20 protein-coding genes and 1 tRNA gene are annotated in these 20,024 nt (G+C 40.7%); 4 read left to right on the top strand and 17 right to left on the bottom strand.

The annotated features are described in order from the left end of the window. Window positions 1-135: 135 nt before the first annotated feature. The 6 genes from eno to rpoN form a co-directional block, all read right to left on the bottom strand. Window positions 136-1,434 (bottom strand): phosphopyruvate hydratase, encoded by a 1,299-nt coding sequence (eno, locus tag I592_RS05965; RefSeq protein WP_010781117.1) that lies wholly within the window; start codon window positions 1,432-1,434, stop codon window positions 136-138. 112 nt (window positions 1,435-1,546) lie between these two features. Beyond that, window positions 1,547-2,302, bottom strand: coding sequence for a triose-phosphate isomerase (gene tpiA / locus I592_RS05960; protein ID WP_010781118.1), 756 nt, complete (start codon window positions 2,300-2,302; stop codon window positions 1,547-1,549). Window positions 2,303-2,408: 106 nt separating this feature from the next. Then, window positions 2,409-3,599 (bottom strand): phosphoglycerate kinase, encoded by a 1,191-nt coding sequence (locus tag I592_RS05955; protein WP_010781119.1) that lies wholly within the window; start codon window positions 3,597-3,599, stop codon window positions 2,409-2,411. 156 nt (window positions 3,600-3,755) lie between these two features. Next, window positions 3,756-4,757, bottom strand: a complete 1,002-nt coding sequence (gene gap / locus I592_RS05950) for a type I glyceraldehyde-3-phosphate dehydrogenase (protein WP_010781120.1) — start codon at window positions 4,755-4,757, stop codon at window positions 3,756-3,758. Between the two features lie 35 nt (window positions 4,758-4,792). After that, window positions 4,793-5,836 carry a sugar-binding transcriptional regulator gene (locus I592_RS05945; RefSeq protein ID WP_010781121.1) on the bottom strand — a complete coding sequence of 348 codons (1,044 nt, stop codon included), beginning with the start codon at window positions 5,834-5,836 and terminating at the stop codon, window positions 4,793-4,795. Between the two features lie 175 nt (window positions 5,837-6,011). Further along, window positions 6,012-7,319 (bottom strand): RNA polymerase factor sigma-54, encoded by a 1,308-nt coding sequence (gene rpoN, locus I592_RS05940; RefSeq protein ID WP_010781122.1) that lies wholly within the window; start codon window positions 7,317-7,319, stop codon window positions 6,012-6,014. A 52-nt stretch (window positions 7,320-7,371) separates the two neighbouring features. On the opposite strand from rpoN, the gene I592_RS05935 reads away from it, so the two are divergent. Beyond that, a tRNA-Arg gene (locus I592_RS05935) sits at window positions 7,372-7,443 on the top strand. Window positions 7,444-7,868: 425 nt separating this feature from the next. Here I592_RS05935 and I592_RS05930 read toward each other — a convergent pair. The 3 genes from I592_RS05930 to I592_RS05920 form a co-directional block, all read right to left on the bottom strand. Continuing rightward, window positions 7,869-9,128, bottom strand: a complete 1,260-nt coding sequence (locus tag I592_RS05930) for a cytochrome P450 (RefSeq protein WP_010781123.1) — start codon at window positions 9,126-9,128, stop codon at window positions 7,869-7,871. 116 nt (window positions 9,129-9,244) lie between these two features. Then, a complete protein-coding gene (gene rpoE / locus I592_RS05925) occupies window positions 9,245-9,853 on the bottom strand; it encodes a DNA-directed RNA polymerase subunit delta (protein ID WP_010781124.1) in 609 nt (202 codons plus the stop codon). A gap of 73 nt (window positions 9,854-9,926) precedes the next feature. Continuing rightward, window positions 9,927-10,361: a YwiB family protein gene (locus tag I592_RS05920; protein ID WP_010781125.1), complete on the bottom strand. Its 435-nt coding sequence runs from the start codon at window positions 10,359-10,361 to the stop codon at window positions 9,927-9,929. Between the two features lie 144 nt (window positions 10,362-10,505). On the opposite strand from I592_RS05920, the gene I592_RS05915 reads away from it, so the two are divergent. Beyond that, window positions 10,506-11,315: a lipoate--protein ligase family protein gene (locus tag I592_RS05915; RefSeq protein ID WP_044926458.1), complete on the top strand. Its 810-nt coding sequence runs from the start codon at window positions 10,506-10,508 to the stop codon at window positions 11,313-11,315. Then, window positions 11,305-12,654, top strand: coding sequence for an HD domain-containing protein (locus I592_RS05910; RefSeq protein ID WP_010781127.1), 1,350 nt, complete (start codon window positions 11,305-11,307; stop codon window positions 12,652-12,654). Before I592_RS05915 ends, I592_RS05910 begins: the two co-directional genes overlap by 11 nt. Window positions 12,655-12,675: 21 nt before the next feature. Here I592_RS05910 and I592_RS05905 read toward each other — a convergent pair whose 3' ends face one another. Next, on the bottom strand, window positions 12,676-13,119 hold the full coding sequence (locus I592_RS05905) for an NUDIX hydrolase (RefSeq protein WP_010781128.1): 444 nt from the start codon (window positions 13,117-13,119) through the stop codon (window positions 12,676-12,678). 139 nt (window positions 13,120-13,258) lie between these two features. Between I592_RS05905 and gloA the strand changes: the two genes are divergently transcribed. After that, complete coding sequence (gloA, locus tag I592_RS05900) at window positions 13,259-13,627, top strand: lactoylglutathione lyase (protein ID WP_010781129.1); 369 nt, start codon at window positions 13,259-13,261, stop codon at window positions 13,625-13,627. A 49-nt stretch (window positions 13,628-13,676) separates the two neighbouring features. On the opposite strand, the gene I592_RS05895 is transcribed toward gloA, so the two are convergent. The 7 genes from I592_RS05895 to I592_RS05865 all read right to left on the bottom strand — a co-directional run bounded on the left by I592_RS05895 (window position 13,677) and on the right by I592_RS05865 (window position 20,024). Then, window positions 13,677-14,309: a V-type ATP synthase subunit D gene (locus I592_RS05895; RefSeq protein WP_010781130.1), complete on the bottom strand. Its 633-nt coding sequence runs from the start codon at window positions 14,307-14,309 to the stop codon at window positions 13,677-13,679. 4 nt (window positions 14,310-14,313) lie between these two features. Then, complete coding sequence (locus tag I592_RS05890; protein WP_010781131.1) at window positions 14,314-15,690, bottom strand: V-type ATP synthase subunit B; 1,377 nt, start codon at window positions 15,688-15,690, stop codon at window positions 14,314-14,316. Continuing rightward, window positions 15,683-17,464 carry a V-type ATP synthase subunit A gene (locus I592_RS05885; protein ID WP_010781132.1) on the bottom strand — a complete coding sequence of 594 codons (1,782 nt, stop codon included), beginning with the start codon at window positions 17,462-17,464 and terminating at the stop codon, window positions 15,683-15,685. Before I592_RS05885 ends, I592_RS05890 begins: the two co-directional genes overlap by 8 nt. Before the next feature lie 13 nt (window positions 17,465-17,477). Further along, window positions 17,478-17,789: a V-type ATP synthase subunit F gene (locus I592_RS05880; protein WP_010781133.1), complete on the bottom strand. Its 312-nt coding sequence runs from the start codon at window positions 17,787-17,789 to the stop codon at window positions 17,478-17,480. Further along, the gene (locus tag I592_RS05875) at window positions 17,779-18,774 is read right to left on the bottom strand and encodes a V-type ATPase subunit (protein ID WP_010781134.1); all 996 of its coding nucleotides are present in this window, start codon (window positions 18,772-18,774) and stop codon (window positions 17,779-17,781) included. The genes I592_RS05880 and I592_RS05875 overlap by 11 nt, the downstream gene beginning before the upstream one ends. Window positions 18,775-18,872: 98 nt before the next feature. Beyond that, window positions 18,873-19,463: a hypothetical protein gene (locus I592_RS05870; RefSeq protein ID WP_010781135.1), complete on the bottom strand. Its 591-nt coding sequence runs from the start codon at window positions 19,461-19,463 to the stop codon at window positions 18,873-18,875. 90 nt (window positions 19,464-19,553) lie between these two features. Then, complete coding sequence (locus I592_RS05865) at window positions 19,554-20,024, bottom strand: V-type ATP synthase subunit K (protein WP_010781136.1); 471 nt, start codon at window positions 20,022-20,024, stop codon at window positions 19,554-19,556.

The following is a 20,024-nucleotide window of genomic DNA, read 5'->3' as shown; positions in this document are numbered from 1 at the left end:
AAAATACCCCTTCCATGTTATCAAAAACATGGAAAGAGGTATTAACAAATCTTTTAGTATTGCTAACCAGAACCACTTTTTTATAAAATCTAGAAGATTTATAAAATTGGTATACCTGTTTAAGCTACTTTAAGACTATTTGTTTTTCAAGTTATAGAAGCTTTTCAGACCTTTGTATTCAGCAACTTCACCTAATTGGTCTTCAATTCTCAGTAATTGGTTGTATTTAGCAATACGGTCAGTACGTGAAAGAGAACCAGTTTTGATTTGGCCAGCGTTTGTTGCTACAGCGATATCAGAGATTGTTGAATCTTCTGTTTCACCAGAACGGTGAGATACAACTGCAGTGTAGCCAGCTTCTTTAGCCATTTCGATAGCATTGAAAGTTTCAGTTAATGTACCGATTTGGTTAACTTTGATAAGGATTGAGTTCGCAACACCCATATCAATTGCTTTAGCTAATTTTTCAGTGTTTGTAACGAACAAGTCGTCACCAACTAATTGAACTTTATCGCCTAAAGCTTCAGTTAATTTCTTAGTACCTTCCCAATCGTTTTCGTCTAAGCCGTCTTCGATTGAGATGATTGGGTATTTAGCAACTAATGATTCGTAGAATGCGATCATTTCTTCAGTTGTTTTTTCGCCTTCGCCTGAGTCAGCTAAAACGTAAACACCTTTTTCTTTGTCGTAGAATTCAGAAGAAGCAGCATCCATAGCAAGAACGATGTCTTTACCAGGTACATAGCCAGCTTTTTCAATCGCTTCGATGATTACTTCGAAACCTTCTTCATTAGAACCAAGGTTAGGAGCGAATCCACCTTCGTCACCAACTGAAGTAGCAAGACCTTTAGCTTTTAAGATTGAAGCTAAAGCGTGGAATACTTCTGCACCATAACGTAAAGCTTCTTTGAATGTAGGAGCGCCAACTGGCATGATCATAAATTCTTGGAAGTCGATAGAGTTATCAGCATGTGATCCACCATTGATGATATTCATCATAGGAGTAGGCAAAACTTTAGTATTGAATCCGCCAAGGTAGTTGTACAATGGGATTTCTAAGAAGTCAGCAGCTGCACGGGCAACGGCGATAGAAACACCAAGAATAGCGTTCGCACCTAATTTACCTTTGTTAGGAGTGCCATCTAATTCGATCATAGCAGCATCAATAGCAGCTTGGTCACGTACGTCGTAGCCGATGATTGCTTCAGCGATAACATTGTTTACATTATCAACTGCTTTAGTAACACCTTTACCGCCGTAACGAGCTTTGTCGCCATCACGTAATTCAACGGCTTCATATTCACCAGTTGAAGCACCTGAAGGAACCATACCGCGGCCGAATGCGCCGTCTTCTGTATAAACTTCTACTTCGATTGTTGGGTTACCACGTGAGTCTAGGACTTCGCGTGCGTAAACGTCTGAGATAATTGACATGTTTTGTCTCTCCTTTAAAATTTGTTTTATTAAAGGGCTAAAAGCCCTTATAACCAATATTAGTGAAAATTGCTGACAGTTGCAAACAAAAGCAGCAATTTTCTATAAAAAATTATTTTGCGCCTTCTAATAATGCTAAGAATGAATCAGCTTTTAAGCTGGCTCCGCCAACTAAAGCGCCGTCAACGTTTTCTTTAGCCATGTATTCCGCAATGTTTTCTGGTTTCACAGAACCGCCGTATTGGATACGAACAGCTTCAGAAACTTCTTTGCCGTAGATACCTTCAACTGTTGAACGAACAACGCCGCAGATTTCGTCAGCGATTTGTGCGTCAGCAGATTTACCAGTACCGATAGCCCAGATTGGTTCATAAGCAATAACCATGTTTGAAACTTGTTCAGCAGAAAGATCAGCTAAACCAGCTTTGATTTGTCCTTCGATCCATTCAGCTGTTTTGCCAGCTTCATACGTTTCTAAAGACTCACCACAGCAAAGAATTGGCAACATGCCGTTTGCGAAGATCGCTTTGGCTTTTTTGTTGATTTCTTCGTCTGTTTCGTGGAAGTATTCACGACGTTCTGAATGGCCGATGATGACATATTCCACACCAAGATCCGCCAAAGCAGCAGGTGAAGTTTCACCAGTGAACGCTCCAGCATTTTCCCAGTAGCAGTTTTGAGCAGAAATTTTTAAGTCAGTGCCTTTTGCTGCTTCAACTAATTCTTGCAAGAATAAAGCAGGTGATCCAATGACTGAATCTACTTTATCGTTCGCAGGAACATTGTTTTTTACTGCTTCAGCAAAGTCTTTTGCTTCTGAAGCAGTTAGGTTCATTTTCCAGTTACCAGCAATAATGGGTTTACGCATTTAGAAAAGCTCCTTTTCATTTTTTTGCCACTCGTTATCAAATCAAAAAGATAAAACATTCTTTTCAATTGATTACGAAAAAGCAGTGTAGCCTGTTTCGCTCAGATTATTTATCGTTGATTGCTGCAAGACCAGGTAGTTCTTTACCTTCTAATAACTCAAGACTTGCACCGCCACCAGTTGAAATGTGAGTGAATTTGTCAGCAAAGCCAAGTTGTTCAGCTGCAGCTGCAGAATCCCCACCACCGATGATTGTAGTTGCGTCTTTTAAGTTAGCGATGGCTTCACAAACACCGATTGTTCCACGAGCAAAGTTGCTCATTTCGAACACACCCATAGGTCCGTTCCATACAACTGTTTTCGCGCCTTCTAATGTTTGAGCAAACAAAGCGATTGATTCTGGTCCAATGTCAAGACCCATTTGTCCAACAGGAACATCACCAGTGTGTTCTTCAGTTGGTACATCGTTTGAAAATTCAGCCGCTGTGATTGAGTCAACTGGCAATACTAATTTGTCGCCAGCAGCTTCGATCAATTCTTTTGCTAAGTCCACTTTGTCAGCTTCTACTAATGAGTTACCGATTTCCATGCCTTTAGCTTTGTAGAATGTATACGTCATTCCGCCACCGATCAAAATTTTGTCAGCTTTAGGAATCAAGTTTTTGATTACGCCGATTTTGTCAGAAACTTTCGCGCCGCCCAGGATAGCTACCATAGGACGCTTAGGTTCTTCAACAGCTTCGCCGATGAATTTGATTTCTTTTTCCATCAAGAATCCAGCAACAGTTGGAATTCCAGTAGAAGCGATACCTACGTTAGAGGCATGTGCACGGTGAGCAGTACCAAATGCGTCGTTGACGAATACATCACCTAATGAAGCCCAGTATTTACCAAGTTCAGCATCATTTCCGCTTTCTTTTTTGCCGTCGATATCTTCGAAACGAGTGTTTTCAAAGACAACTACGTCTCCGTCTTTCATGTCTGCGATTGCTGTTTCCAAATCAGAACCACGAGTTTCAGGTACAAATGTTACATTTTTACCTAATAATTCGCTTAAACGTTCAGCAACAGGTTTTAATGATTTGCCTGCTTTGTCTTCTTCTGTTTTCACACGACCAAGGTGAGAGAACAAAATTGCTTTTCCGCCTTGTTCTAAAATGTAGTTGATTGTTGGCAACGCCGCTTTAATACGAGTGTCATCAGTAATCACGCCATCTTTAACAGGAACGTTGAAGTCCACACGAACTAAAACTTTCTTGTCTTTCAAGTCAAGATCTTTAACTGTCATTTTTGCCATGAAAGAAAACCTCCAAAATATTTTTTTTGAATCTTTATTATTATACAACTCTTTCTAATAAAAGAGCCAATGATAACTTTTACATCGAAAAAAACGGAGAAGCGCGTTGCTTCCCCGCCTTTTTTCAGACAATGTTGTTTTCGTTTAAAATAAATCTTAAAGTTTAGCGAAGTATTCTAAAGTACGAACTAATTGAGCAGTGTATGACATTTCATTGTCATACCAAGCAACAGTTTTAACTAATTGTTGGTCGCCAACTGTCATTACTTTAGTTTGAGTTTCGTCAAATAATGAACCGTAAGTCATGCCTACGATATCTGAAGAAACGATTTCGTCAGTGTTGTAACCGAATGATTCAGTTTCTGCTGCTTTCATCGCTGCATTTACTTCGTCAACAGTCACTTTTTTGTTAAGAACAGTTACTAATTCAGTTAATGAACCAGTTGCGATAGGAACACGTTGAGCTGCTCCGTCTAATTTACCGTTCAAGTCAGGAATAACTAAACCGATAGCTTTAGCAGCACCAGTTGAGTTAGGCACGATGTTTGCTGCAGCAGCACGCGCACGACGGAAGTCGCCTTTAGGGTGAGGTCCATCAAGAGTCATTTGGTCACCTGTGTAAGCATGGATAGTTGTCATTAATCCTTCAACAACGCCAAATTCGTCATTTAAAGTTTTAGCCATAGGAGCTAAACAGTTAGTAGTACATGAAGCACCAGAGATAACTGTTTCGTCACCAGTTAAAGTTTCATGGTTAGTGTTATAAACGATTGTTGGAACATCGTTACCACCAGGAGCTGAGATAACAACACGTTTAGCACCAGCTGTTAAGTGTTTTTCAGCAGCAGATTTAGAAGTGAAGAATCCAGTACATTCTAAAACGATATCTACTCCTAGTTCTCCCCAAGGTAATTCTTCAGGGTTGCGGTTAGCAAGAACTTTAACTTCTTTGCCGTTCACGTTGAATGAACCTTCATGAACTTCAACAGTTCCGTTAAAGCGACCTTGAGTTGTATCATATTTTAACAAGTGAGCCAACATTTTAGCGTCTGTTAGGTCGTTGATAGCTACAACTTCCAATCCTTCTACATCTTGGATACGGCGGAATGCTAAGCGTCCGATACGTCCAAATCCGTTAATTCCAACTTTTACTGTCATTTAAGATTTCCTCCTTATGGAATCAAAAAATATATTTATTTTAAAGGGGATATCCCTTTTAAAATCTCATTTGCGGCGGCTTCATCTGTGATGAGCCACGTTTGTTTGGGAGCATTTTTCATATACGCGGTGATGGCTTTTACTTTACTTTTTCCACCAGCCACGGCGAGAACCGTAGGCATCTTTTGAATGTCTTCTAATGACAAACCGATGCGTGGTACTTTATGAACGATTGCTCCATTTTCGTCAAAAAAGTAACCAAATGATTCTGCAACAGCATTTTTTTGCTTCAAACGAATAATTTCGTCTTCAGACATTTTTCTTCTGGCTGCCATGTGCAAAGCACGACCAATACTGTGCACAACACAGTTGGCCTCCTTGATCATCGCTAAAACACTTCTAATTGAAGGCTCTTTTAGCAATGTGTGGTAAGCTTCTTCACTGAGTTGTTCTGGAACATACAACGCACGGTGTTCCCCATGAGCATTTGCTGCCATCAAGGCGCTCACTGAGTTGGCTTGGATCGATACCGCTTCACCGATACCTCCTCTAGCTGGAACAAAAAGATTGTGACGTTTTGCTGTTTCTAACGGGCTGACATGTCTGGCAACTTCGGCCATCGTTGTACCACCCATTACGGCAATAATATTTCGGCCATCTGGAAGTTGACGCTGTAGTGCCTCATCAACCAACTCGCCAAATTCCCCGATTACTTTCCCCTGTTCATCACTGTTACCAGAAACAATCAAACATCGCTCAATGCTAAAAAGTGAAGCAAGCTGCTTTTCCAACTGATCCATGCCGGTGAATTGTTCCATCAAAAGTTCTAGATGTTGCAATAAACCCTCGCCCTTTTCAGTTAGTAACATGCCGCTCTTTGTTGCATCGATCAAACGCTGATCTCGAAGATACTCTGTCTCACTTCTTAATACACGCTCAGTGAGACCTAATGAATCAGCCAAGTTTCTCCGACCGATGGGTTGCATCCAAAAAATATTTTGCATGATGCGGTATCTCTTTTTAACAACCTCTAAGACATCAGGGGCGATAGCTTCAAGTACTCTTAATTCACTTAACAAAGGAATTCCTCCGTTGGACTTAAGTAGTCCCTCATAGACTTTTAGCGACCCATGAATTTTAAAAAAAAGGTAAGAAATTCAAATTATTTTTTGAAATTTGTTCATTTCTTACATGACAAAGTGTATCAGTTTTAAGCCTTTTACGCAAGGAAAAAGCCAAGTTTTTTTACCTGGCTTAATCAAAACGTTTTCTTTTCGATGAGCTGGGAATTTTCAATGCATCCCGATATTTTGCGACGGTCCGCCGTGATACTTTTTGATCCTTCTCAGCAAGTAATTCAACAATTTTCTGATCGGATAATGGCTTGCGCTTATCCTCATCATCAACTAATGAAGCAATCAACTGTTTGACCCCATCCGCCGACGTGTCCTCATCGTTGACCTTATTGACGAAGAAGCTTCTTAATTCAAACACACCGAAGTCTGTTTCAATATATTTCCCGTTGACGGCGCGACTGATTGTTGACTCGTGTACTTCCAGTTGTTTCGCGATGTCCTTTAGCATCAATGGCTTTAGCGCCCCTTGTTTTTCTTCAAAGAACGATGCTTGATGCTGCACGATGATTTTTCCAACTTCTAATATGGTGTCCTTACGCTGACCCAGCGTTTTATTCAACCATTCAAATTGTTGCAGCTTCTCTTTTAAGTAGGCTGCTGTTTCTTCATCTGCTTGTTGTTTCAACCGGTTGAAGTAATTCTCTTGGAAATTCAAACGCAGCTGCCCACGTTTATTGGACAATACCACCAGGCGGTCTTCTCTTCTAACTAATGTGAGATCAGGAATGATGAAATTGGAATCTTGTCCGCCAAAGCTTGCTCCCGGAAATGGATTCAAGCTACGAATATAGTCTAAAATTTCTTGAACTTGCGGTAAACTAATACGATATTTTTTTGCGATTTGTTCAAACTTTCTTTTAGCAATTTCATCAAACGATTCTTCCAAAAGCAGATACGCTAAATCAGGAGCGTAGTTGTCCTGTTCGGTTTGCAACATCAAGCATTCCTGTAGATTCCTAGCACCCACACCCGGAGGATCTAACTGCTGCAAAAGGGTCAGCGCATCGAGGTATTGGATGTCTGTCGCCTTTAGTTCCTTTTTGATTTCTTCTTCATCAATTTTTAAATACCCATTCACATCAATAGACTCTACCAGTACGAGCATGATTTCACGAATGAAGGTATCACGATAATTCAAATGAATCTGATTGATCAAATGCTCAAACAAAGAAACTGGATGATCTGCGATCTGGAAGAAAGACTCTTCTTTGATTGCTCCGCCTCCGTTATGCATCTGCATCAAGTCACTTTGGATTTTGGGCGGAATTACTTCAATCAGCGGATTCTCTAAAGAGACTGTTTCAACGTAGTCTTGCAGCTCTTCAGTATTAAATTGTAGTATTCGAATGGCTTGCTGCAACTCTTGAGTCATCGCCAATTTTTGCGTTTGTTGTTGTTTTTGCGAATAACCTTGTTGAAACTTCATATACTTTCCCCTTGTTTTTTTTAAATAGTATGCTAAACTAATAATCGTGCTTGCGCCCTTAGTGTAGTGGATATCACGTAAGATTCCGGTTCTTGAGACGGGGGTTCGATTCCCTCAGGGTGCATACATTTCAGACACTTCTTTTTTAAGAGGTGTCTCTTTTTTTGCAAATTTTCATTACACAATTTGCCCTCTATAACATTCATTATACGTTTTTACCGAATACATATCAATTTTATCCCTTTTATCTTTTCTAAAAAAAGTGCCTTCCTTGAACAACGAAAAACTCACAATAGAGCTTACTCAAATGGAAAGCTAAAAGACTTTTGACTTTTCATTTAGAAAGTATTTTATCGATAGACTTTATATTCGAAAAGTTTTTTTCAAAAAGACTTTCCATTTACCCAGGATATCAATCTTCGCTTGCTTAGTAAAAATTAGCTGAATTACTATTTTTCAAAGCAGGTGTAGGTGTTGCCCTTTGTAAATCTTTTTTATAGGGTCCAAAATAAATAGGACCTCTCTGATAAAACAAAGAGGTCCTAACGTTTATTTCTTCAGCACTAATGCTTTACTGTTTGGAAATGTCGGAAACTGATTCATAGGGATCGACCAATCTTGATTGGGAACTGAAAATTCGTATTTATTAACGAGTTGATCAGAAAAAACACGCAATGTATGAAGCGTGATCCATTCTCCCGCACAGCGATGCATCGCCTCAAATTTACCTCCGCCTTGAGCAATCATCTCATATTCCTCATCATAAGAAATGTGCTTCTCTTTACCCAAATAACGAGAGATACGAAATACTTCAGGAGATTCCATGGAACGTTCATCATGATTTGTCCCGTAGAGATCCAAAACTACCCAACTGTCTTTCGGTATCATATACCCATCGATTTCCACATCCTTCGTTGCAAAAGCTGGCAGCATCGGAAAGAACGGATAGTAACGCCGCATCTCCTGTATAAAGGAATCTTGCAATTGAGTGAATTCTGCTCGGAGCCGTTGATAGATATCTGGACGGCTAAATAGCGCATGGCCCATCAAAGCAATCCAGACGGTCAACGCGACGGTCGGACGAATCACATTCAGTAATTCCACAGCAGCTACATTGATTGGTAATAATTCACCCTGCTCATCTGTAGCATTCGCAAAAGCATAAAGAGCCACTTCTTCTTTATTGGCAACTGGATGGATGCGTGCGTCCTCAATCAACGATTGGGCCCATTTTTCTGATTTTTTCCGATTTTCAACGCCTTTAATGTGTGTTGCCGGATTTGTTACTGCCGAACTAATCATTGAAATTTGATAGTCTGCAAGTTGTTCTACCTCTTCTTTTGGTATTTTTGACAAATCGATGCCTGCCCATTCACAGATGGATCGGAACAAAACATCTTTCGATAGGTCGAATAGGTCGAATTCCCCTTGTTGTTGATCGAGCTTCTCTGATAAATTCTTATCTACTATTTGATGATAGTCTTCCATCCGTTTTGGTGTCATCAAATTCATAAAAATCGTCTTTCTATGTTCGTGAGACTGTCCATCCATTGTTTGGACACCTTCTTCACCAAACAACGTTTTCAGCACAAGCTTAGGCATTGCACCTTCACGTTTAAAATTATTTGGGTCATAAAACTTCTTTGCTGCTTCTTGACCGTAAACTGCGATGACTTCTTTGTTTAATAAGCGCGCTTTTACAACCGGCGCTTTTGCTTCTTCTCGTAAGGTTGAAAATAATAAATAGCCTTCATCCAATCGTTCCGTTACGTCTGTTAATTTGATTTTTATTTCAGGCACTTTTTCCATAGTCATCCTCTTTTCCTATTATTCATGATTTTATAGTATCGTCTTTTTCATAAAAGGACAAAAAGAAGCGCTCGCGAACATGTCTTTAAAACAAAAAAAGAGTAGATCAATTTGATCTACTCTTCATCTTCTTCATCATCAAAGTCGTCATCATCGTCATCGTCAATCACGCTTAGATCATCTTCGATTCCGCCAGGGACAACTTCCTCATCATCCTCATTAGCATCTGCTCCGATTTCTTGCAAGTCAGAGTTGTATGCTGCGATTTCGTCATCATCGTCATCGTCATCGTCGTCGATTTCGTCTTCTTCATCTTCAGCCAATAAATCGGTATCCTCTGGATCGTCATCATTGTAATCAATCGCATCTTCATCCCCATTGATAAAGGCATTGACTTTTTTACGTTTCTTACGACGCGGTGTGTCCTCTTCGTCGTCTTCTAAGCCGTGGTTCACTTCCTCGTTAATCGAGTCGATCGCGTACCATGAGCGTAATCCCCAGCGATTGTCGCCAAGAGAAATAAAACTTCCATCAATATTCAAATCGGTATAAAATTGTGCTAATGCATCACGAATCTCACTGTCTGATTTGCCAAGATAGTTTTGGATTTGGTTTACTAGATCCGAAAAATCCATTACATCTGCGCGTTCTTCCAGAATTGCGTGTGCCACTTCAATCATTGACAATTCATCTTTGTTCAAACCATCAAAAATACTAAGTTCCAAGTATGACACGTCCTTTCAAAGTCTACTCCTTATCATACAAAATCAAAAGATAAAAAGCAAACCTTTCTTGTAATTAGGTGGTAAATTCTAAGACCATCTGATAGTCGCCGACTTTTTCTTCCTTCATATATAGAGCGTAATCAATCGTGATGACACCGGAAAACGGGCGGTCTTTCAAACTAATGTGTAATTTCGTCGCAAACGTCGTGATAACGAACATTCCAAACGGAGTTTTATAGTTGGTCTCCATTTTTTCACGATATGCAAAACGCATCCGCATGCGCGCTTCGCCTGCACGTGTTAATTGAACTTGTGAATCAGGGGTGACTTTCACTGTTACTGGAACTTCTTTGCCATCGGGTTGGATTTCCTTATAGCGAATGTACAACTTATCTCCCATCTTAACCACTTGTCCGGGGAGATCAAATACGAAATCTTCTGTCTCATTGTTTTGAGTGACTTTCGTTTGAATGTTTATTTTTGCGGGAATGCCTTCATTAATATTCACAGAGCTTCCACTCCTTCCAGTATATATTTTTGTCGGTTTTACTTTTTTTGTCAACTACTTCTGCTTTTTAAGCGACTTGATTACCTGTTTTTGCAAATTATTGTTTATAATAAGAAGGAAAATATGGTAGGAGAGGAAGATTTGATGAAAGAAGCATTGCTTTTTGACCAAGGAATGCTGCCGGAAAATGATTTGTTCAACCCATTTGCTTTGACTGATGTTCTCACAGAATTCAGCGGCGAACAAGTTCAGCCGATCATTCATTTTTGGCAATTACCAAAGACACTCATTTTAGGAATGAAAGATAGCCGTGTCACCTATCTCGAGGATGCCTTAAAAACAGTTCAACAAAAAGAGTATCGCTTGCTTTTGCGAAACGCTGGCGGATTAGGGGTTATCAGTGATGAAGGGATTTTGAATGTCTCTTTGATTCTTCCCAAAGAGTCTATTGCCGCGTCATCGATTGACGATGGGTATCAGACCATGGCTGATTGGTTGAGTCGCACCGCCTTTGGAAAATTGGGCATTGAGATTGGCGAGGTGTTCGATTCTTATTGTCCAGGTAACTATGATCTCTCCATCAATGGAAAAAAAATTGCTGGGATCGCACAGCGCCGCGTCAAAGAAGGTGTAGCTATCATGATGTATTTGAGTGTTAACGGAAATCAACGCATCCGAGGAGAAGTAGTTCGAGCCTTTTATCAAAGCGGCTTAAAAGAGCAGTTTGGTGTGGATTATCCTCCCGTTGAACCGAATAGCATGACTACGCTGAATGATGTTTTTCCGTCAGAGGTTTCCATCGCTTCAGTCAAAAAGGAACTATTAGAAGTGATGCCTCATAGAGACCAGACAACTGCTATAAGCGATTTTTATTTGTTGGAGGATTACCAGCGCCGTATCCAACACATGCAACAACGCAATAAAATCATTCAGGAGGTACTCCATGAGTTATAAAAATCAAATGCTGCCGCTGGAGAAAGTTTTCCGTGATCCAGTTCATAATTATATTCACGTTCAACACCAAGTAATTTTAGATTTGATCAATTCAAAAGAAGTACAACGACTGCGACGAATCAAGCAGCTTGGTACGACTTCTTACACCTTCCATGGTGCCGAACACAGTCGCTTTTCCCATTCTTTAGGAGTATATGATATTACACGTCGAATTTGTGACATTTTTCAGCGTAATTATTCTCAAGAGAAATATGGAAAAGACGGCTGGGATGATTCCCATCGACTGGTCGCCTTGTGTGCAGCCTTACTCCATGATGTTGGACATGGCCCTTATTCTCACACCTTTGAGCATATTTTCCACACGGATCATGAAGCGTTGACGGTAGCCATCATTACTTCACCAGAAACAGAAGTTTTTCAAATTTTGAATAACGTCGAAGAAGGCTTCCCGGAAAAAGTCGCCAGTGTTATCACAAAAACTTACGAAAATCCGCAGGTCGTACAAATGATCTCCAGTCAAATTGATGCTGATCGAATGGATTATCTATTGCGAGATGCCTATTACACAGGAACAGAGTACGGAACCTTTGATCTTACTAGAATCCTTCGGGTCATTCGTCCGTACGAAGGCGGAATCGCCTTTTCAATGAATGGGATGCACGCCGTCGAGGATTACATCGTTAGCCGTTATCAAATGTATGTCCAAGTGTATTTTCACCCTGTTTCTCGTGCAATGGAAGTCTTGCTTGAGCATCTATTGGATCGCGCGCACGAACTCTATCAAGAGGATGCTGAAATTTTTACTTTTCATTCTCAACTGTTGATTCCCTTTTTAAAGGCGGATTTCTCCTTAGAAGATTACCTGAAACTAGATGATGGCGTGTTGAATACGTATTTTGCTCAGTGGATCGATGAGCAAGATTTGATTTTAAGTGATTTGGCTTATCGTTTTTTGAATCGCAAACCCTTAAAATCCATCACTGTTGATTCCAGCGACAATCCTTTGTTAGTAGAAATGAAGGCCTTGGTCGAAAAAGCAGGGTTCAATCCCCGTTACTATACAGCAATCAATTCAAGCTATGACTTACCCTACGATTTGTACCATCCTGAAAAGGGCAGCCATCGTACACAGATAGAATTGATGCAAAAAGACGGCTCATTAATTGAATTATCCAGAGCGAGTCAACTGGTTTCAGCATTGACTGGTCAAGGACAAGGGGATATTCGTTTTTACTACCCAAAAGAAATGACCCAACAAGATAGTAATAATTCTGATCTTTTTGATGATTATTACCAAGAATTTGCTAAACATATCCATAATGGCGCGCTAGTCAATTAAAGAAGAACCCTTTCTGATTTTTCAGAAAGGGTTCTTCTTTAACCATTCTTCTACTGCCCACTTATGGCTGCCGCGCTTAAGTAACGCCATTGCTTTTTCCGGTGACTCCCAACTGCTGTTGTTTCCTTCTTCTAAAGGCTCAGAAACTCTTTCCCAACTCTTCGTGGAATAGAAATAGCCTGGATTATAATAAAAGGTTTCCCGATGACGCGAATAGAAATACTCGTCCGCTTGTCCTAAATAGTCAGATAATACAACTGTAAAACCTAATTCCTCTAACATTTCACGGGCAATCGCTTCTTCTTTCGTTTCCTTTCCTTCGATTTCTCCGCCAGGTAAAAAATATGCGCCATTAGGAGCTTGAATAAGTGCAATTTCCTTTTCCTCATTCATTAAAATTGCATAAGCTGCATAACGTGCTTGATAGTTTTTTTCGACGTCCTTCACGCCAAATACTGGGATCATCGGTGTCCTCCTACAAAATGTATTTACTAGATAGTGTACATTAAAAAAAACTCATAAACAACTGCTGAGCATAATTGCTGGCAAATAATTGATTTATGTTATGATGAAATTACTACTTAATTTAGGAGGGTATTTATTTATGAAAATGGCACATACATGTGTTCGCGTTAAGGACTTGGAAGCTTCAGTGAAATTCTATCAAGAGGCCTTTGGTTTTGAAGAATCTCGTCGCCGTGATTTTCCTGATTCAAAATTTACTTTGGTTTATTTAACTTTACCAGGGGATGACTACGAATTAGAATTAACCTACAACTATGATCATGCAGCTTATGATTTAGGAGACGGCTATGGTCATATCGCGATTCGTTCAGAAGACATCGAAGCGCTTCATGCTGAGCATAAAGACAAAGGATTTACCATTACTGACATGAAAGGCTTACCTGGAACAGATCCATCTTATTACTTTATTACTGATCCTGACGGCTACAAAATAGAAGTGATCCGTTAGAAAAAAAGACCAACTTTCTGATATACAGAGTTGGTCTTTTTTGTGTTTTTTACTTATTACCCATATTTTTCACTTTGATCATACGTGTGACTTCGGCACGTTCGTTTTCTTCCAATTTCATTTGAATAAAGTAAATCGTTTCTTCCAGTTGCGGGATGGTCATATACTCTAACGCATTGACCCGTCGACGCGTTTTTTCGATTTCTTTCGCCATCAATTGACAGGTTTTTTCAATCTCCGTCAGTTCCAACAGCTTCGGCAACACTTCAGTGAACTTTTGAATACTTTGATCTAACTCGTCATTGGAATTCAAAAATCCATATTCTAGCGGGCCATCCGACAATTCTGATTCATGCTGGAAATTCATGATTGGCACTTTCACGCTCATAACATCTTTTTCAATAACGTCGAGGGAAACGCGCTCTTTTGGAACCGCCAATAATTCATCAATGTATTTGTCATTTAATAAAGCATCTGCTAATGAAAAGTTCTTCATTGCTTGCTGCAATGCTTCTTCAACTTCCACACGCATCTGATTATTTTTTTTGACCAATAAAATGAATCGACGCATCAGCTCATCTTGCTTGTCTTTCAAAAGCTTGTGACCGCGACTGGCAGTGGTTAACTGCTTCTTCAATCGTGTTAGTTCCATCCGCGTTGGATTCACATTTAATTTCACCATAGGATCAATCTCCCTTTGTTAAATAGGCATCCAACATTTCGTCCTTGATCCGCTTCAATTCTGTACGCGGCAGCATCGCAAGAAGTTCCCATCCCAAATCCAATGTTTCTTCAATCGAACGATTCTCATAGAACCCTTGATTGACGTACTCCTCTTCAAATCGCTCCGCAAATTTCGCGTAAATCTTATCGACATCAGACAATGCAGAATCTCCCAAAACAACAGCAAGTTCTTTTGCTTGTTTGCCTTGAGCATAAGCGGCGAACAGTTGATTCATAGTAGGCGCATGATCCTTCCGCGTCTTTCCTTCACCGGTCCCCTTATCCTTCAAACGTGATAATGACGGCAATACATCGATTGGCGGTTGAATGCCGTTTTTATCTAATTCTCGAGATAAAATGATCTGCCCCTCCGTGATATAACCCGTCAAGTCTGGTATCGGATGCGTTTTGTCATCCTCTGGCATTGTTAGGATCGGAATCTGTGTGACCGACCCTTTCAGACCACGAATCCGTCCAGCACGTTCATATAGAGTAGCCAAGTTCGTATAGAGGTAACCTGGGTAGCCTCGACGCCCTGGGACCTCTCGTCTGGCAGCAGAGATTTCACGCAGCGCTTCGCAATAATTTGTCATATCGGTCATGATGACCAATACGTGCATTCCTTTTTCATACGCCAGATATTCAGCGGCAGTTAATGCCATACGAGGGGTCGCAATCCGTTCGATCGCTGGATCATTTGCCAAATTCATAAAGACGACTGAACGATCAATCGCTCCAGTTTGCCGAAAATCTTCCATGAAAAATTCTGCCTCTTCAAACGTAATCCCAATCCCAGCAAATACTACGGCAAAATCATCTTCCTTGTTCAATACAGTCGCTTGTCGAGCGATTTGAGCCGCCAACTCTTTGTGGGGCAATCCAAAACCTGAAAATACAGGTAATTTTTGTCCGCGAACCAACGTATTCAAGTGGTCGATCGCAGAAATCCCCGTTTGGATAAATTCATCTGGATAGTCGCGAGAAACGGGGTTGATGACCTCACCGTTAATGTCGACATTTTTTTCTGCCAAAATCTCTGGTCCGCCATCCTTTGGTCGACCAAGTCCATCAAATACACGTCCGACCATATCTTCAGATACCCCTAACTCCAACGGATGTCCAAGGAATCGAGCGGTGGATTCCTTCAAATTAATCCCACTTGTTCCTTCGAAGATTTGAACGAGTGCCTTGTCTTCATGGATTTCCAGCACTTGACCCCGACGCAATTCTCCATTATTCAAACGGATCTCTAACAATTCCTCGTATTTTATTCCTTCTACCTTATCAATCGCCATCAAAGGTCCGACCACTTCATTGATCGTTTGATACTCCTTAATCACTGGTCATTCCTCCTTCAGCAACGATCGCTTGGATTTCTGATACGATATCTAGCTTTATCTGATCCAATTTTTCCAATTCTGTTTCGGCAATATATTTGCTTCGCGCAATTCGATCACGTAAAACAATTGTGCCCTCCATAATTTCTTTTAGATAGGTCCCCAATTCTAAAGCTCGTTGACCCTCTTTATTAAAAGCCAGGATATTTTGGATCATTTTAAATTGCTTCTCTCGCGAAGTAAAAGTGTCCACATCATCGTACGCATTCTGTTGCAAATAATCTTCTCTTAAAGATTTTGCGACTTCCAAAGTTAAGCGGTCTTTTTCTGAAAGAGAATCGATTCCCACCAAACGAACGATTTCATTCAGTTCAGATTCTTTTTGAAGCATACGCATTCCTTCCGCTACCAGTTGCGACCAATTCCCCTGCAAATCATTATCTAAATATTTTCCTACTTCGGAAGAATAAAGAGAATAGCTCTGCAGCCAGTCGATAGACGGAAAATGGCGTTGTTGCGCCAACGTCGCGCTTAGCCCCCAAAATACTTTTACAACACGCAAGGTATTTTGTGTCACGGGCTCAGAGGTGTCCCCACCTGAAGGAGAAACGGCACTGATTGCTGTGATTGATCCTTCACGCCCTTCACTGCCTAAGGCAATGACGCGTCCTGAACGTTCATAATATTCCGCTAATCGACTGCCTAAGTAGGCAGGATAGCCTTCATCGCCAGGCATTTCTTCTAAACGCCCGCTCATTTCACGCAGCGCTTCTGCCCACCTAGAAGTTGAATCAGCCATAATAGCAACGTTATACCCCATATCTCGAAAATACTCAGCGATAGTAATTCCTGTATAGATGGAGGCTTCTCGTGCGGCTACTGGCATATTTGAGGTGTTGGCAATCAGAATCGTCCGTTCCATCAAAGATTCTCCAGTCATCGGATCAATCAATTCTGGAAATTCATTCAATACATCGGTCATCTCATTTCCACGCTCTCCGCAACCAACATACACCACAATATCAACGTCTGCCCATTTGGCAATTTGATGTTGAACAACGGTTTTTCCTGCACCGAAAGGACCAGGAACAGCCGCGGCCCCTCCTTTAACTACTGGAAAAAATGTGTCGATCACTCGTTGCCCGGTAATCATAGGGGCTTCGGGATTTAGTTTTTCCGCTACAGGTCGTCCGCGTCGTACGGGCCATTTCTGAAGCATCGAAAATTCTTGCAGACCATTAGAAGTTTCAATCGCATACACCCGCTCATCGATCGTGAATTCACCAGATGAGATTCGTTTCAAGGTGCCGCTGATTCCATTTGGAACCATGATTTTGTGCGTAATGATTTTTGTCTCTTTGACAATTCCAACAATATCCCCCGCCGATAAAGCAACGCCTTCTTCCACAATTGGTTCGAAAAGCCATTTTTTCGAATGATCCAATGCTGGAATCTGAATTCCCCGACTCAAAAAGTTGCTCTTCGTTTGTTCTTTAAAGGTGTCCAATGGTCGTTGGATACCATCAAACATTTGAGAAACGATCCCCGGTCCTAACTCAACTGAAAGTGCTTCTCCCGTCGTTTTCACTGGTTCTCCCGGTCCTATTCCTGCCGTCTCTTCATACACTTGAATGGACGCGACATCGCCGCGCATTTCGATGATCTCCCCGATAACGCCGAGGTCACCTACATAACAAATATCTTGAATCGCTGCCTGTTCCATTTTTTCTGCCAGCACTAATGGACCAGATACTTTTATTATTCTACCTTCTTGCAAGTCATTAGCTCCTTTATAAAATATTCTGTCCGACTGCTCGCTCAACCTGTCCTTGAATCATGGCTCTGCCGATACCTAGTGTTCCCTCGTGGTTCGGAATCAGTACGATCGCAGGAATCATCTGCTCTTCATATCTTTTGATAGTATCCGGAACAAGTTGCGCAAATTCTTCAGTGATATAAATAATGCCATACTCATTTTTAGCCATTTCATCAATTTGTTGTCGGATGATCTGCTTATCTTTCGACGTTCGAGTATCAAAGTCAAAGAGTTTGAAAGGCAAGATCGAGTCTTTATCGCCGATCGCACCGATTTTATGTGCCATATACCTCACGCATCCTTTCTCTGATTTGTTCCTCTGTCAAGCCGATCCTCTTTCCTGTAATGATCAAACGCAGATTTTTAATCTCAATAGCCTTCGCATTCAACAAAGCCAAAACCGGTAACGGTCCAAAAGCTTGAGTTTGAGCTATTTCGTAAAAGCCTGTCAAATAATTGTCAAAAATCCGTTCCAGATCGCCTAAATCAAGTTTGTCTTCGTCAATGACGGGGATAATCGTTTCAGCATAAGAAGTAGTTCTTAAGTAAACGAGAAAGTTTTCAAAGCTATTTTCGACACAGTCCAACAATTCTTCTTTAGCGACACTTCCGTGACTAGATAAAGCTGTGGACATAAAATTCCGACTTCTCTTCTGTTTGATCCCTCTTGCGATCATCATAATATTGGTGAAATCAATGAAACTAGTCACTTCTTTTATAAGTTCCGGTTCCTTTATTTTTTCAGCAATCTTCCATTGACAATAGAGATATTTGCGATCGAGAATAATATCGATTCCCTGTAGAGTGTTTGACTCTTCAAAGTGTTCGCGAACCTCTCGAATCCCTTCAAGTAAAATCTCGGGTAACCCGCTTGCTTGTCCTGTGCGTATCGCTGTTTTTATTTGTTCTAAGGAGTAGAAACCATCATACACATAGAGAGCATCAAAATTTTTGTCTAATAACTCTGCTTTAATCAGCGCCTTAAGATTATGGAAAGTATCGCGCATGGTGTACATCCAGATCACCTTTGGATCAGGTACACGATCTACGAACTCTTTTATTAAGCTTTCTTGTGATTGAGCAATCGCTTCTTCAAAACTGTCATAAAAACTGCCCGTCACATAGTCCCCATAGATTGTCGTTTTAAAAAGCGTTTCGAGTTCCATGACATTCTCAGCTTTTAACATTCGCGTCAAGAGTTCGGGGGGGAGCAGTTCTAATTCTTTCAAACGAACCAGCGGATTCAATTCATGATACGATGCTTGTTTCATTCAATGCCTCCTAATTTTTGGTTAAATGTTTGTCCGTCTCCAAGCCTTTGTTAAGGCTAACTGCATTGAGACTAGGCGGAACGAGAAAAAGCCTGTCATCATTCTTCTTCAAAAATCATTTGAGCGATTTTAAATCCTTCTCGTTGTTGAATTTCCCTCACTAAGCGTTGATAAAGAAAGTTATATTGAACACCTTCTTTATCCAAAATGAAGCCTGCCTGATTCGTGATAGGCGCTTTTCCCATGACCAACTCGCAATGAAGTAGTTGATTCTGTTCCTCTAACCATTTCGCGGTGAAAATAGTACTCGATTTTTCTCCTGGAATAAAAGTAAACGGTTCTTGTAAAGTCATTTTTTCCAGAGCATTATGAGCAAAATCTAACTGATCCGCTACTGACCAGTTTTCCATCTTTGTGACTGCTTCAGAAAATACGCGCTCCAAGATCGCTTGTTTTTGATTTAAAATTGTTTGCTTTTGAACCATGTGTTGCCTATTTTTTGTCTGCTTATAGTTGTTTTCTAGATTTTCTAAGTTCTTCTCTAACTGTTTCTTATGTTCGGCTTTCATTTCTTCTAGCTCCGCATGAACTTCTTGATTGATCCGTGCAAACTCTTTTTCTTCTAGCAGGAGCCGTTCTTCTTGAGCCTGTTGATTCAATTGCTCAACGATCTTTTCAATTGCTTCCATTAAAAAACTCCTTATTTGTACAAAGGTATTTATTTTTTATATACATTTGCGAGAGCACCTTTCTCTGCTTTGTACCCTATCTATCAAAGCTTATACTTGTCCGACTAACAGGAATGAAATAACAAAGCCTAAAATTGCATAGGTTTCGACCATAGCGGCATAAATAATCCCTTTTGTAGAATGCTCTGGTTTTTTTGCTAGGATTTGAATCCCTGCTGCTGCTACCTTTCCTTGTGCAATACCGGAAAACAATCCCGTGAAGGCAATCGGCAAAGCTGCACCAAGATAGCCAAACCCTTGTGCCAAAGTCAAATCGTGAGATAAATTGGTAAAAATCAGGAAGGCAATTACGAAGCCATATAGGCCTTGTGTACCTGGTAGTAACTGTAAAATCAGCGCTTGTCCAAAGCGTTCTGGTTGGCTAGTAGTCAATGCCGCTGCTGCTTCACCGGTCATACCGACACCCTTAGATGAACCAATTCCAGAAAAAATCGTCGCTGTTGCCATCCCTAAAACTGCAAAAATAAAGCCACCGCTGTTGTTAATCAAATAATCCATCAT

Source organism: Enterococcus gilvus ATCC BAA-350, from assembly GCF_000407545.1.
In the GTDB taxonomy this organism is placed as follows: Bacteria; Bacillota; Bacilli; order Lactobacillales; family Enterococcaceae; genus Enterococcus_A; species Enterococcus_A gilvus.
The sequence above is the reverse complement of the archived record's forward strand: the minus strand, read 5'-3'. Positions and strand labels throughout refer to the sequence as shown.

Excerpts from the sequence above, each read along its gene's own strand:
- I592_RS05865 (WP_010781136.1), bottom strand. The coding sequence starts at position 20,024 with ATGATGGATTATTTGATTAACAACAGCGGTGGCTTTATTTTTGCAGTT.
- I592_RS05875 (WP_010781134.1), bottom strand. The coding sequence starts at position 18,774 with ATGAAACAAGCATCGTATCATGAATTGAATCCGCTGGTTCGTTTGAAA.
- gloA (WP_010781129.1), top strand. The coding sequence starts at position 13,259 with ATGAAAATGGCACATACATGTGTTCGCGTTAAGGACTTGGAAGCTTCA.
- I592_RS05910 (WP_010781127.1), top strand. The coding sequence starts at position 11,305 with ATGAGTTATAAAAATCAAATGCTGCCGCTGGAGAAAGTTTTCCGTGAT.
- I592_RS05880 (WP_010781133.1), bottom strand. The coding sequence starts at position 17,789 with ATGGCACATAAAATCGGTGCGATCGGCGATAAAGACTCGATCTTGCCT.
- I592_RS05930 (WP_010781123.1), bottom strand. The coding sequence starts at position 9,128 with ATGGAAAAAGTGCCTGAAATAAAAATCAAATTAACAGACGTAACGGAA.
- I592_RS05915 (WP_044926458.1), top strand. The coding sequence starts at position 10,506 with ATGAAAGAAGCATTGCTTTTTGACCAAGGAATGCTGCCGGAAAATGAT.
- I592_RS05895 (WP_010781130.1), bottom strand. The coding sequence starts at position 14,309 with ATGGTGAAATTAAATGTGAATCCAACGCGGATGGAACTAACACGATTG.
- eno (WP_010781117.1), bottom strand. The coding sequence starts at position 1,434 with ATGTCAATTATCTCAGACGTTTACGCACGCGAAGTCCTAGACTCACGT.
- I592_RS05870 (WP_010781135.1), bottom strand. The coding sequence starts at position 19,463 with ATGGAAGCAATTGAAAAGATCGTTGAGCAATTGAATCAACAGGCTCAA.
- rpoN (WP_010781122.1), bottom strand. The coding sequence starts at position 7,319 with ATGAAGTTTCAACAAGGTTATTCGCAAAAACAACAACAAACGCAAAAA.
- gap (WP_010781120.1), bottom strand. The coding sequence starts at position 4,757 with ATGACAGTAAAAGTTGGAATTAACGGATTTGGACGTATCGGACGCTTA.
- I592_RS05905 (WP_010781128.1), bottom strand. The coding sequence starts at position 13,119 with ATGATCCCAGTATTTGGCGTGAAGGACGTCGAAAAAAACTATCAAGCA.
- tpiA (WP_010781118.1), bottom strand. The coding sequence starts at position 2,302 with ATGCGTAAACCCATTATTGCTGGTAACTGGAAAATGAACCTAACTGCT.
- I592_RS05955 (WP_010781119.1), bottom strand. The coding sequence starts at position 3,599 with ATGGCAAAAATGACAGTTAAAGATCTTGACTTGAAAGACAAGAAAGTT.